General features: G+C 47.8%; 16 protein-coding genes and 1 pseudogene. All 17 read left to right on the forward strand.

Going from position 1 to position 13,251, the window contains the following annotated elements:
* The first annotated feature begins 73 nt into the window (after positions 1 to 73).
* On the forward strand, positions 74 to 217 hold the full coding sequence (gpW, locus tag OCV52_RS25100; RefSeq protein ID WP_261900909.1) for a gpW family protein: 144 nt from the start codon (positions 74 to 76) through the stop codon (positions 215 to 217).
* On the forward strand, positions 213 to 284 hold the full coding sequence (locus tag OCV52_RS25715; protein WP_390903415.1) for a hypothetical protein: 72 nt from the start codon (positions 213 to 215) through the stop codon (positions 282 to 284). Before gpW ends, OCV52_RS25715 begins: the two co-directional genes overlap by 5 nt.
* Positions 284 to 1,842: pseudogene (locus OCV52_RS25105) on the forward strand (phage portal protein). The gene OCV52_RS25715 and the pseudogene OCV52_RS25105 overlap by 1 nt, the downstream one beginning before the upstream one ends.
* Positions 1,835 to 3,187, forward strand: coding sequence for a S49 family peptidase (locus tag OCV52_RS25110; protein WP_150897820.1), 1,353 nt, complete (start codon positions 1,835 to 1,837; stop codon positions 3,185 to 3,187). Before OCV52_RS25105 ends, OCV52_RS25110 begins: the two are co-directional and overlap by 8 nt.
* Positions 3,188 to 3,197: 10 nt before the next feature.
* Entirely contained in the window at positions 3,198 to 3,539 is a 342-nt protein-coding gene (locus OCV52_RS25115) for a head decoration protein (RefSeq protein WP_150897821.1), read from the forward strand.
* Positions 3,540 to 3,578: 39 nt separating this feature from the next.
* Entirely contained in the window at positions 3,579 to 4,616 is a 1,038-nt protein-coding gene (locus tag OCV52_RS25120) for a major capsid protein (RefSeq protein ID WP_150897822.1), read from the forward strand.
* Positions 4,617 to 4,678: 62 nt separating this feature from the next.
* A complete protein-coding gene (locus OCV52_RS25125; RefSeq protein WP_150897823.1) occupies positions 4,679 to 5,173 on the forward strand; it encodes a hypothetical protein in 495 nt (164 codons plus the stop codon).
* 9 nt (positions 5,174 to 5,182) lie between these two features.
* Positions 5,183 to 5,542, forward strand: a complete 360-nt coding sequence (locus tag OCV52_RS25130; RefSeq protein WP_150897824.1) for a head-tail joining protein — start codon at positions 5,183 to 5,185, stop codon at positions 5,540 to 5,542.
* Positions 5,505 to 6,095, forward strand: coding sequence for a hypothetical protein (locus tag OCV52_RS25135; protein ID WP_150897825.1), 591 nt, complete (start codon positions 5,505 to 5,507; stop codon positions 6,093 to 6,095). The genes OCV52_RS25130 and OCV52_RS25135 overlap by 38 nt, the downstream gene beginning before the upstream one ends.
* Entirely contained in the window at positions 6,092 to 6,622 is a 531-nt protein-coding gene (locus OCV52_RS25140; RefSeq protein WP_150897826.1) for a hypothetical protein, read from the forward strand. Before OCV52_RS25135 ends, OCV52_RS25140 begins: the two co-directional genes overlap by 4 nt.
* Positions 6,615 to 7,262, forward strand: coding sequence for a phage baseplate assembly protein V (locus OCV52_RS25145; protein ID WP_150897827.1), 648 nt, complete (start codon positions 6,615 to 6,617; stop codon positions 7,260 to 7,262). The genes OCV52_RS25140 and OCV52_RS25145 overlap by 8 nt, the downstream gene beginning before the upstream one ends.
* The gene (locus OCV52_RS25150) at positions 7,262 to 7,744 is read left to right on the forward strand and encodes a hypothetical protein (protein ID WP_150897828.1); all 483 of its coding nucleotides are present in this window, start codon (positions 7,262 to 7,264) and stop codon (positions 7,742 to 7,744) included. Before OCV52_RS25145 ends, OCV52_RS25150 begins: the two co-directional genes overlap by 1 nt.
* The gene (locus OCV52_RS25155) at positions 7,732 to 8,022 is read left to right on the forward strand and encodes a PAAR domain-containing protein (protein WP_150897829.1); all 291 of its coding nucleotides are present in this window, start codon (positions 7,732 to 7,734) and stop codon (positions 8,020 to 8,022) included. The genes OCV52_RS25150 and OCV52_RS25155 overlap by 13 nt, the downstream gene beginning before the upstream one ends.
* A 5-nt stretch (positions 8,023 to 8,027) precedes the next feature.
* A complete protein-coding gene (locus OCV52_RS25160) occupies positions 8,028 to 8,366 on the forward strand; it encodes a GPW/gp25 family protein (protein WP_150897830.1) in 339 nt (112 codons plus the stop codon).
* Positions 8,363 to 9,259: a baseplate assembly protein gene (locus OCV52_RS25165; RefSeq protein WP_150897831.1), complete on the forward strand. Its 897-nt coding sequence runs from the start codon at positions 8,363 to 8,365 to the stop codon at positions 9,257 to 9,259. Before OCV52_RS25160 ends, OCV52_RS25165 begins: the two co-directional genes overlap by 4 nt.
* Entirely contained in the window at positions 9,256 to 9,969 is a 714-nt protein-coding gene (locus OCV52_RS25170; RefSeq protein WP_150897832.1) for a phage tail protein I, read from the forward strand. Before OCV52_RS25165 ends, OCV52_RS25170 begins: the two co-directional genes overlap by 4 nt.
* A gap of 3 nt (positions 9,970 to 9,972) precedes the next feature.
* On the forward strand, positions 9,973 to 12,867 hold the full coding sequence (locus OCV52_RS25175) for a phage tail-collar fiber domain-containing protein (RefSeq protein ID WP_261900910.1): 2,895 nt from the start codon (positions 9,973 to 9,975) through the stop codon (positions 12,865 to 12,867).
* The last annotated feature ends 384 nt before the right edge of the window (positions 12,868 to 13,251 follow it).

Raw genomic sequence — 13,251 nt, forward strand, 5'->3', positions numbered from 1 at the left:
AACAAACCACACCAGAACAACAATCATCCGGCCTAAGCATTGCTGAATTGGCCGCTCGACTGAAAGGTGGCAAATGACCTTACAAGAAATGCTGCAGCAGGCGGAAAGCGCCTACCACAAGCTGCAAACAGGCAGTATGGCGGTCTCAATAGAGAAAGGGGACCGAAAAGTAGAATTTAACCGAGCGAATATTCACGAACCTGCGAGCCTATATTGATGACCTTCGTTCTCAGTTAGGTATTGGTTCAGTTCGTCGCCGTCGCCCAGCAGGAGTCGGAATGTAATGACAAATACCGGACTACTGGCCGCAGATGGTCAGACACCATTAAGAGAGGCGGTGTTCAGAGCTGGCGGTTCAGGGTTTGGTGGCCAGATGCGCGATTGGAACCCACCGTCCAAATCAGTGGATGCTGCGTTCCTGCCTGTTATGAAACAGGCTAATGCCAGAACGGACGATGTAACTCGTAACAATGGCATTGCAGCGAATGGTATCCAGCTCCACAAGGACCACATTATTGGTTCTGAGTTTCGCCTAAGTTATAAGCCGAATTGGTTACTGCTTGGATTAAAACCGGACAAAGGTTTTGTTCGAGAAGTTGAAGCAATATTTCGTGATATTGCTGAAGATCCTAACTGCTTTATTGATGCAGAAGGTCGCCGCACATTCACCATGATGATGCGTGAAGGCATTGAAACGCATGCTCATGCTGGCGAAATCATGGCAAAGCCAGAGTGGATTGATCGACGCCATTCGCACTTTTCAACCTGCATTCGAATGGTTGCCCCTCGCAAGGTGAACAACCCGAACTACATGATGGATAAACCCTATCAACGTGGTGGGATGAAGTTCAACCGAAACGGAGAGGCCGTTTCCTACTTTATTGAAGAAGGCGCTGATAATTTCGGCATGCCGAAGAAGTGGCGTGAAGTACCTAAGCGATTGCGCTCCGGTCGAATGGGCTTCTTACATGTATTTGAACCCTCGGAAGGTGGTCAGTGTCGAGGCGTTAATAAGTTTTTGTCGTGTTTGGAGCAATTAAAAATGCTCGACACATTACAAAATACAACGCTTCAGCGAGCCATTGTCAATGCGATGTATGCAGCCAGTATCGAGTCAGAGCTCGGTTCTGATCAGGCGATGGAATTCTTGTTTGGTGCTAACCAGCAAAACGGTGCCATCGAGAAGATGTTGATGACATACGGTGATTACTACGCCGCGAATGAGGTGAAATTCAACGGCGTTAAACTTCCTCACCTAATGCCAGGCGACAAAATCAACCTGCACAGCGCAGGCAATGCCGATAATGGATTTGCGGCTCTAGAGCAGTCGATTATTCGATATGTCGCTGCAGGTCTTGGCGTAGATTACGCCCAGCTATCTCGCAATTACTCTCAGATGTCTTACAGCACTATCCGTGCTGCTCACAATGATTCGTGGCGTTACTTCATGGGCCGTCGAAAAATCATTGCGAACCGATTCGCTAGTCAAATCTTCACCCTGCTGTTTGAGGAGATGATCATTCGTGGATACATCACCTTACCGAGCAAGGCGCGATTTAGTTTCTACGGCGTCGCCATGCGTGGACAAAGAGTGACTGGATTGGCTCTGGCCGATTAGCGATTGATGGCCTGAAAGAGGTGAAAGAAGCGGTTCTTCGTATTGAGGCTGGCTTGTCCACCTATGAGAAAGAGCTGGCGTTACTTGGTGAAGATTATCAAGAAATCTTCGATCAGCAGATGGCTGAGATGGAAGAGCGTAAATCGAAAGGTTTACCACCACCAAGTTGGATGAAACTCCAGGCGTTAGCGCCGGACAACCCAAACGAGAGCCCAAATGAGTAATTTACAACACTTAATCAGCAATACATTCAACCGACCACTGGCGCTTGAAGCTGGTTATGCCCGTGTTTTCTTCTCAGCTCTGAGTCAGCGCCTCGGCAATGTAATTCAGCTGACTGACGCAGATGGCAATGTCTTGCGTGAGTCAGACATGAAAAAGGAAGCATCCGAGTTCACCAGACGTCGCAGTGGTGAACGTAGCTATCAGGTTGTGGATGGTATCGCCATTATCCCGATTGATGGCTCTTTAGTTCACAAATATGGCTACGTTAAACCGTATTCAGGCATGACAGGTTATGACGGGATCATGTACCGCTTAACAGAAGCCATGTCGGATAAAGAAGTGAAAGCCATCATGCTAGACATGGACACCCCCGGCGGGATGGTGGCTGGTTGCTTTGACTTAGCAGACAAAATCGCAGAGTACCGAAAAATAAAGCCAATTTGGTCACTTGGTTACGACATGCATTGTAGTGCTGGGCAGATGGTTGCCAGTTCGTGCTCTCGTCGTTTGATTACTCAGACAGGGGTAGCGGGTTCTGTTGGCGTTATTTTGGCGCACACCAATATCGAAAAGATGCTGCAGCAGAAAGGTACGGAAATCACCTTAATTACTGCAGGTAAACATAAAGCCGATGGGAATCCTTATCAGGCATTACCTGATGATGTTCGTGAAAAGTGGCAGACCGAACTGGAAAGCACTCGACAGATGTTTGCTGGAAAAGCGGCAGCATATATGAACATCGATGTTAAACGAGTTTTAGAAACTGAGGCTGAAACCTATGAAGGTCAGGCTGCGGTGGATGTTGGCTTCGCTGATGAAGTCGTTAATGGCCTTGATGCAGTTCAGTTGATGGCTGAGCACTTCAAGAAAAAACAATCAACCTTTGATATGGGAGCCGCTATGACGGTGCAAGAACAAACTCAACCAGTCGCAACGGGACAAGCAGATATACAGCCACAGGCATCAGCTCCAGCGACTCCAGAAACACCAACAGCAGAGGAAGGTAATGCTGCAGAACCTCAATCAAATGCTCAACCGGAAGCCAACGCAGATCCTGCCACTCAGGAACGAGAGCGTTGTATGGGCATTCTCGGCTTAGAAGAAAGTAAAGGTCGTGAATCTCTAGCTCACCAGTTAGCAAACAATCCAAAGATCACCGTGGAAGAAGCGAAGACCATTCTGGCATCTGTTCCGGTTAGTGCAGCTGCGCAGAGTTCATCAGCGTTGCAGACACTTGCTGCAGAACATGGTGAACCTCTTGGTCAGGATGTTGGTTCTGGTGACCTCACCGATGAGCAGCAAAACATTAATGCGTTAGCCGCTTCTTACACACGTATCGACTAAGGACGAAACAATGACTGAAACAACTGAATACACACCAGATGATTTCATGATTGGTGCTCCGGTAACAGCGCGAGCCACAATCAAATCGGGCGAAGCGTTCCCGGCTCGTACACCGCTAATGATGGATGCAACGGATGCCGCCACGCTGGTTAAATGGGATGGCACACCAGGCAAAGCCGTAGCAATGTCAGCACGAGATGTGGTGAACACTGGTAGCGACCAGCTTTCTACCGTGTATCCGCAAGGCGGATTTCGCATTGGTTTTGTTAACTGGCCAGACACAGTGACAACCGACAAGCAAAAGCGCGCAGCATTTATTGGTAGCGCAGTGTACGTAGACGACGAATATTAATTCGTCGTTTTTTTTTGGATTAAACAAAAAGAGTCTCTTATGCCTGACAACTATACAACTCGCGAACTGCTTGGTGCGGTAACACAATCAAGCATTCGCCGTGATAACTTCTTCATGCGCTTCTTCTTCCGTGAGCTTTACACGTTTTCTACGGAAAAAGTCGACCTAGACATGATCCCAAATAAAACCAAAATTGCTGCATTTTGCTCACCGATGATTGGTGCTGCGGTAGATCGCAATCAAGGTTTTAAAACATCGAGCTTCAAGCCGGCTTACGTAAAATCGAAGCATCCGGTAACAGCAAATCAAAGTATCAAACGCCGTCCTGGTGAACCAATCAATGGCAACCTTTCTGCTTCAGATCGTTTGAACGCTATCGTGATGCAAAACCTCGACACAGAAGAGCAAGCGGTTCGTGATCGTGAAGAACTGATGTGTGCTGAGATGGTGTATGACGGTAAAACCATCATCGACAGCCAATACATCGAAAAGCCTTACGAAATTGATGCAGGCCGAAACCCTGACAATAACGTAACTCTTCTGAGTGGTGCGAAGTGGGCGAGCCAAGATTTCGAAACTTACGACATTGTTGCAGATATTGAAGAGTGGGCAGCGTTATCCGAAGGCTTGACCAATGCGTTGATCGCAGACCCTAAAACGTGGGCACTGATGCGCAAGTTCAAGAAGTTTAACGACAAGCTCGAAACACGCCGTGGTTCCAATTCTCAGCTTGAAACTGCACTAAAAGATCTTGGTGCGACCGTTAGCATCAAAGGCAACCTTGGTGATGTAACCATCATCGTAGTGGATGAAGAGTACATTGACCGCGATGGTACAACCAAGAAAGTGCAGCGAGACTTCCACTTAATCTTGGCACATACGTCCGTTCGTGGTGCTCGCCTGTATGGTCAGATTCAAGACCTTTCTGCACAGAAAGAAGGCTTTGATGAAGCAGAGCGTTACGTTAAGGACTGGACGGAAGGTGGCGATCCTGAAGTTCGCTACACGAAGACTGAGTCTGCGCCAGCGATGTACTTGATCGACGTGAACAAAGTGGTGGTCGTCAAAGTAGGTTAATCCTGCGTTTCGACAGAGTAAAAATCAATGGGACCACGGTCCCATTTTCTTTGGAGCTAATCATGAGCCGAAAAGACAACCTAAAAAAGCGTATTGATGAGCTATGTGGTGAGTTGAACATTACCGAGCCGCAATACGATGACAAAACGACAGAATCGCAGTTAAACGCAATCATTGACGAACTGGAAGCCAAGCTGCCAGACGGGGATGAATCCGAAAATGAAGATGAAGATCAGTCGCAAGCGCAAGGAAATGACGTTGATAATCTTGCCAGTGGTGAAAGCCAAGAAGCCGAGGGTCAAGAATCAGACAAGTCGGAAGTTCTTGTCGGTATCGGTGAATTGCCTGAAGGCGAAACTATCACAGACGATGGGGTAGTCCCTGAAGCTAAAACTAATGATCAAGGTGAGGTGCAAGTTCTCGTTGCTAAACCTTTTCAGTATGTCGCAAACGGCGAGCCAGTTTTAGCAAAATCCGGTGAAAAGCCTTTCCTTGACGAAGATACCGCGATGGAAGCGGTTGAAGCTGGTTTGGCACATATCATCGCCACTCTGTAGAGGTGATAAATGTTTGATTTTGAGTCAGCGTTGAATGAAGCCGATAACATCATTTTTGATACGTTCTCCAACGTTACCGTAGCTATAGCAGGGCAAGAAGAACCAGTACCAGGTATTTTTGATAATCCAGCGGCTATTAGCTCTTTAACTGGCGGTGGCCAAGTGTCAGATGTCGACAATGAGCTTTTTGTTCAAACTCACAAAGCAGCAGGTGTTTCTCGTCGAGCGGTGGTTACTCTTCGGTTTTCTGATGGTAGCGAGAAAGTTTACCAAGTAATAAACCCAGAGCCGGATGGTTCAGGTCTCACTAAATTGACTTTGGGTGAGTTCAATGGCGACAAATCAACAAAACCTTCTATTCGATATTGATCTCGAAGAGCTGGAAGCGGTGAAGTTGATGCTTGGTGGAACAGATAAAGAGTTCCGCCAAGCATACAATCGAGCGCTTTCACGGACGGCGGTGACATTGAATATGTTAGGCCGTCGTTTGCTTAGAGATGAACTGCAAGCCAGAAATCTAAAGGCAATCCGAAATCGACTTCAAAAGTTTCGATTAAAGAAAAGTGGCAAGGCCCTTGATGAGTTGAAGTTATGGTTTGGCTTGAATGATATGCCAATAAGTAAGCTCAAAGGCAGGGTTAAGCGAATTGGTACGAAGAAGTCACCAAACGGTGCAGAGTATAAACCAGCATCTTCATCGCTTAACCATCAGATGTACCCAGATTCTTTTGTGGCGAGGATAGGGAAAAGAAAATCCATATTCACTCGCAAGGGCAAGGCCCGTTATCCGGTAAAGGAAGAAACGGTGCCGATAAATGACGCTATTCACGTAAAAATCGAAGATGAGATTTTCGACCAGATTCCAGACATCTTTCTTAAACACTTTATTACAGACCTCAAAGGGCGGATTGCACAACGATGAGTGACGGTATCCATTTAACCGACTACCACGAGAAAGTTAAGCAATGGCTCACAGAGCAGCTTCCGTGGATTCAGTCTGTAGATTACTACCCAGAAACCGAAACGGAGCTTTTAACGCCTTGCGCGTTCTTTGCCGTCATGGACTGGGAGCGAGCTGAAAATCAGCCAATGAACGGGCAAATGGCGGTCACATTGAACTGTGAAATCCTTGCTGTTCTCGGTATGGCGGATGCGCAATATCAGCTTGAAGTGCGCAATGCTGCCATGGCCATTGGTTTGAAAGTGGAAGAAGCCCGTTTCGGAATGCCAATAGAGCCAGCCGTGTTTGTCAGTGCTGAGCCGGATGCGTTCAACCCTGAACTGGATGATTATGCGGTTTGGTCCATCAGGTTCAATCAGGATGTGGAAGTGGGTGAGGATGCATTCAAACCGGAGGGGTTAACCCCTACCACGGTTAAAGTTGGATTCTCGCCAGACATTGGCAATGCCAATGAAGATAAATATGTACAGGTGGTACCGGATGGGTGATTTGAATTACATCGTCCGCGATCTGCAGCGGCGTATGGCTAACATGATTCGCCGTGGTCGAGTGCATAGCGTGGACTTTGAACAGTCACCACCACGGGTAAAGGTTGAGTATGAAAAAGATGCTGTAACTGGCTGGCTTCCTTGGATTTCAGGGAGAGAGTCAAGTAAGCACCGTACAGACTGGGAGCCTCTGGCTATTGGTGAACAAGTGATTATCTTGTCAGAGTCTGGAGATTTATCTGCAGGTGTGGTTATCCCCTCGCTGCCAGATGCCTCAAGCCCTGTACCGAGTACCTCACCGGATGAACATGTAAGCCGTTATGAAGATGGCACCACGTTCACCTATAACCGCAAAACCCACACGCTAACCATAGATGTTCAGGGTGATGTGAATTTTCATGCTACGGGCAATGTGACTAGCCATATCGAGGGCAACATGAGTGCTCAGATCGATGGCACTGCCGATGTTACCGTGGCGAAAGCAACCACGGTGAAAACCGATGCCACATTGAAAGTGGAAGCCGTTCAAGACCTCAGCATTAAAACAGGCGCCAATATGGTGCTGGATGCCTCGGGGAATGTCGATATTAAGGCAGGTGGCAACTTCAAAGTCACAGGCTCACGAGTGGATCTGAACTGATGAGCTGGATACCTATCGAATCGGTGCTGTTTCAGGTGCCAGATACTACTGAAAATCTTGATTACCTGATGTCATATCAGGCTGCGGAGGGTGAAACGGTTTTGAGTTATACCTGGTCGCTTTCTCCAAATGACCCAAACCCTTTCACTATCTCAGCAGATTTAAGCGGTGTTCGACTGCAGGCTGCGAGTTTATCGGGGCTGTTTAAGCCAGATTTCCTTGATTACCTGGATGGTGATCAGGTGCTGAGGGTATCTGACTGGCCAGAACTGCCACCTTGTAAAGAATTGGTGGAGTTCAAGCCAAGCAACCTTAGCCGATTGGATTACACCATCATGGTCACTGTTACCGTGAAATCAATTGACCCAGACACAAGCCAAGAGTTGGAAACTGAGCACAGCAACAGCTGGACAATGGTTATTTTGCACGATTACAGCTCAGGTAAGCAGAAATTATTGGAGTACATGCAATGCCAGCCGTAACCCGACAAGGTGACGGAGGGACAGGCCACGGCGCGTTCCCTCCAAGAAGCAGCACTGCAGGCAGTGGGGATGTGTTTTGTAATGGTATTCCGGTTCACCGTCAGGGTGATGCTTGGGGAGTTCATTGTGATCCTTCACCGTCTTGCCATGCTGGTAGCTTATCCGGTGGTTCATCGTCTGTTTTCGTTAACGGCAAGCCGATTGGGCGTGTCGGTGATGCAGTGGATTGTGGCTCAGTGGTAGCAGCTGGCTCATCAAATGTATTTGCAGGGGGATAACTGCCATGCGTGGTATGGATGCAACCACAGGTCGAGCTCTAAGTGGCATCGACCACTTAAAGCAGTCGGTGCGTGATATCCTCACCACACCAATAGGCTCACGGGTAATGCGCCGTGACTATGGTAGTCGACTGTTCGATTTGATTGATAACCCAGGTAACCCAGAAACAGTGGCTGATATTGTGGCAGAAAGTGCCCAAGCCCTGAAAAAGTGGGAAAAGCGTATTGAAGTATCACGAGTTCTTGTGACTTCCGCTCAGCCTGGTTCGGTAACGCTGACTATTGAGGGCAAATATAAACCCAATGGTGAGCCAATAACACTGGAAGGCATAGAGGTGAAATGATGGCCACCGTAAACGTAGACATGAGCCAACTGCCAAAGCCTGCAGTGATAGAGCAGTTGGACTATGAGCAAATCCTGCAGGAATGGATTGAACGCTATCAAGGGTTAGACCCTGATTATCAAGATGTGAATGAATCTGACCCTGTTTACAAGTTGATAGAGGTAGCAGCATTTCGTGAAATGGTTTTACGTCAGCGTGTTAATGACGGTGCTCATGCCACTATGCTTGCTTATGCCGTTGATGAAGATTTGGATGTGATTGGTGCTAACTTTGATGTTCAGCGCCTAGTCATTGATGAGAGCGACCCTAATGCAGTTCCTCCAAGAGAGCGCATTATGGAGTCCAATGAAGCTTTCCGGTATCGGATTCAGTTGTCAAACCGAGCCAAGAATACAGCAGGTAGCGCAGATGATTACGAGTTCTGGGCATTGTCAGCTGATGGTCGAGTTAAAAGTATTGCTACGGACTCACCGAAAGGCACATTGGTGGTTACGGTTTCTGTACTTTCCCATGAGGGAAATGGCACAGCAAGCTCGGAGCTTATCAAGCTGGTAGAAGATACGCTTACTCCGAAAGGAACGCGACCTCTCAGTGATGAAGTGGTGGTACAAAGCGCCAATATCAATGAGTTTCCAGTAGTCGCGGAGTTAGAACTGTTTTCTGGTCCAGATCAATCTGAAGTGCTGAAAGCTTCCCGTGAGCAGTTAGATAAATGGCTGGCTGATTCGCACCGTCAAGGGATTGATTTAACCCTTGATGGGTTCTATGCCGCTTTGCGTGTTCCAGGCGTTTACAAGGTTCACATGACTTCACCAAGTGCTGACATCATCAATGATAAATTCAGCGCTGGCTACGCTTCTAGCATTACGCTAACAGCGAGGGTGACAACATGACAGGGAAAAGCCTGCTGCCACCTAATGCCAGCAAACATGAAAAAGACGTAGAGGCGGTGATTTCACCGCCTCTTTCTTTTCCAAATCGAGACCTTTGGAACCCCGATAAGTGTCCTGAGCATTTATTGCCTCATTTAGCTTGGGCTTTGTCAGTTGATAACTGGGATTCATCTTGGCCTGTTGAGCGTAAACGGCAGGTGATCAAAGACAGCATCTTTATCCAAAGGAAAAAAGGTACTAGAGAAGCTATTGAGCGTGTCGTTAGCGCTATTCGTGGTGATTTGACGGAAGTGAAAGAGTGGTTTGAAGACAAAGAACGTCTTCAGCCTGGTGATTTTGAGGTGAACTACTTATCAACGGTGCAACCAATTGATGGTAGGGATATTCAGAAACTCATTCCGGTCATATACAGCGCTAAAAATGTGCGCAGCAAGCTGACAAACATCAATATCACGAGCCAGATAGAAGCTCCTGAAAAATTAGCCTCTGTTAGTCGTCAGGGGATAGGTGTTAAAGCCGGGCCATGGTCGATTTCTTCCATGGTGAGCTCGTCTGGTTCCAGTCTTAGTTGCTTTTCTCGTCAAGGTATCGCTTTGCGTTCTGGCCCACTGAAGATCAGAGCAATTACAGAAGGCAGTCCTTCAATTTCTTGTATTTCCCTTATTGGCCTGTGCATTCGCTCTGGGCCTTTATCGTTGGTTCTGGAGTAAACCATGTCAACAACACCAGAGAGCCAACAACAATTTGGCTCAATTTTAACCGTGCTTGGTGAAAATGCTGAGCAAAACGGCAAGCTGCAGAATAAGCAGATTTCATTCACTCATATTGCAATCGGTGACGCTAACGATACGTATGTTCAGCCTGATCGAGCGCAGACCTCATTGGTTAATGAGTTGGCACGTATTCCAGTTAATTCCGTGGATGTGTTGCAGCCAACACCTGACAGTGTGCCGATGCTAAAAGTAGAAGCCATTTTGCCAGATGATGTGAATGATTTGATCATTCGTGAATTTGCTGCAGTGGCGGAGTTTAATGGCGGGACGTATTTGCACGCTGTAGGTAACTGTGCGCGCATTTATGTGCCTAAGCCGCTCAACAATGGCAATGTTGCCACGCCAGTGACATTGGAAATGATCTTTGTCATTACCAGTGCAGAGCCGATTATTGAGATTGACCCGAACATTGTGACGGCCAGCCGAGAATGGACCACCATTAACTTTGCTACGGTTATCAAGAATGTTGAGCAGTTGAAAAAGTATCGCGGAACCACACCAGGGCAACAAGTGGAGCTGCTTGGTTATCATGCTGAAGGTGACGGTGGTGGCGGTGCATTGATTTGGATGACAAACCCTCCGCATTCAGCGAATGATGCCACCGTGTTTGATTCAGGTAGCGCCTCCGGTTATTGGGTGCGCCGCAACCTGACTATTACGCCAGAGCAGGCGGGTTGGCAACCAAACAAGAATGGTCCGGCACGTATTCGAGAATTGTTGAATGCAGGCGTTTCCTTTGCCAAGCCGAAGCGTCTGACCTCATTGCAGGGACAAGCTGCACGTTGGGCAGCAGGACAAAAAGCTCCGATTTGCTTTTTTGGTGACTCAACTACAGATGGTCGCATTACCACGATTGACGGTGTGACATTAGCTTCTAAATGGAATATTGACCGTTTGGTTGGTAATGCGGTACCGGATGGTTTGGTTTATGATCATGATGATACCGAGGTGCCAAATGCTTATCCCAATGTCATGCAGCGAATTCTGCGTGAGTTCCATGCGAATGACTTAATCCGAGTTTATAACGCGGGTTATCGCGGCAAACAGGCGCAAGATGGGTGGGCGGTTAATAATGTTCACAATGCCGTTTATGGTAATGCAACCTATGCGGATCTGGAGTGGGTAGGGATCATGTTCGGGCTAAATGATTCTGCCGCCTCAACTGACCCGGAATTGTTGGAACGTCGCACGTATGTAGAGAATCAAGCTCTGATTTTGGATGCGTTTGCTCGTGGTGTTCAGCCAGCAATGATGTCATGCCCACCATCGAACAATACCGCCGAATCAGGGGATTATGGCAATAATAACGAGGTTAACGAGTTGGTTGACCAAGTTAAGCGCCGTTTGGCTCATGAATATGGCATTGAGTTTCTGGATGTGAACCATGCGATTAAGCATTGGATTTACAATAACGGTGACAAAATTGCCTTTTCGTCAGCCTCGTCTGATGGCTTGCACTTAAACGACATCGGCCACCTGAAAAAAGCAGAGTTCCTATTTAAGACCGCTGAACGTGAAAACGTTCCGACCCTGATTGAAGACAGGCACTGTTTTGATGTGGTTCACTCAGCAGTTCGCTATGCGTTAAGCCGAAGTGATATTAGTTCCAGTGACCCCATGCGTGGTGCGAACAAGCTGTATCAAAACGGCATGATTCAAGAAAATGATGTCGGTAAGGTTTTAGGTAAAGATGTGATTGATTTGTGGGTGTGGAATGAACGCCGCGATCATTCACTTGTTTACCGTGCGTATAAAGATCAGCAAGCTAAATTCGAACTAGCAGATCGTGTGGATTTGCCTCGCGTCTTGGTCGAATCGCAGTTATTTACCGCTCAGGAGTACCACCGAAAAGTTATTTTTGATGATGTGTCGCCAGATTGCATTGGACATACTGGTTCTGGTCGTTCTGATTTTCCGTGTTTTATTGGTAAGTTGCGTTATGGTCTGAATCGAATTCGTATTCAGATCCCTCCAACGGCGCAAAAGCTGTTTGAAAACGACATCGTAACGGGCTATCTCAAAATCGGTTGGTTAGATTTTATTGCCGACCGTCAGGAAAACCGCTACCCGGTGATGCATTACAACAATGGCTTTAGCTACATGGATAAAGCGCACTGGCGTGATGTTGTCGCTGGTCGTGGTCGTGTTGTTCACCCACCAATTGATACCAATGTTCCATACAACTACGTACGAAATATTATTTCCCCATCACTGCATGGGTTTAATACCTATTCATTGAAAAAGCCGGGCGATGTGGTGGAGTTTCGTTTTGAAGCGAACTTCCCGCTAGGAACAGGCGTCGCGCTGGCTTGGAATAAGATGGAAGATGCTAACTCTTATCCGTCTGAGTTTGATAAGAACAACATGTTTTCATCTGGCGGGGTGCTGATTTTTTACGTCAGTGCTGCTGTTGGTGATTATGTTCGCTTTGCATTTCTAAACCCGGCAAATAATGGCATTCCAACTATTCCATTATTTGAAACAGGGGTTGCTCTGGCTGAACTACAAGGTAAAACCCTGTTGGTTCGAATGCAGCTAAGGGCGGATTATACGATTCAATTAACTTTGAGCAAGGACGACTTAACTCCACGGCGCGGAGTCACCGAGACAGATTTGCCCTTCCGATTTCAAACCGGTCTGGTTGGTACAATCAGAGCTGCCGCGCGCCGTATACACTGCTGGCAGTTCATTCTAAATGATGGCCGAGTGCCTACCGTCACAGGGGCACGGAATAACGCCATCAGCACGAAGTACACAAGACGACGCCGGGCCGCAATGGCCGATGTAACAGTGTCACGCCGGTCAGACGCCAATGCTACACTCGATCGGCACTAAATAGTCGTCATCGAACTGACGCGCTGCCACTTCAGCCGTACTACCAGTACCACACCGGCGGACGTCTCTCCCCAGGCTGCCGGTCAGGCGGCAGTGTGTCGCAGTCCGTGCCGTCCGCGGTACACCCGCCGCATCTGATCAGACAGGCGCATTGCGATTGTACGAGTGCTGATGATATTACTGTCCGCAAAATCGATCGAGTTATGCAGGCTAGGGGCCGGCTTGATAGCCATGGAAATGATTAAGAATACCGCGCATACCAGAGTTTAGCCTGAGCTGATACGTGTCGAGAAATAGCGAGGCTAGCCCATCTTCACCAGACAGAACGGCCGCCAGTTACTGACGCATCGCGCTCGTCAGCGACGCATTGAGTGACGCAGCCTG

Origin of the sequence: Vibrio chagasii (assembly GCF_024347355.1) — a bacterium.
Taxonomy (GTDB): Bacteria; Pseudomonadota; Gammaproteobacteria; order Enterobacterales; family Vibrionaceae; genus Vibrio; species Vibrio chagasii.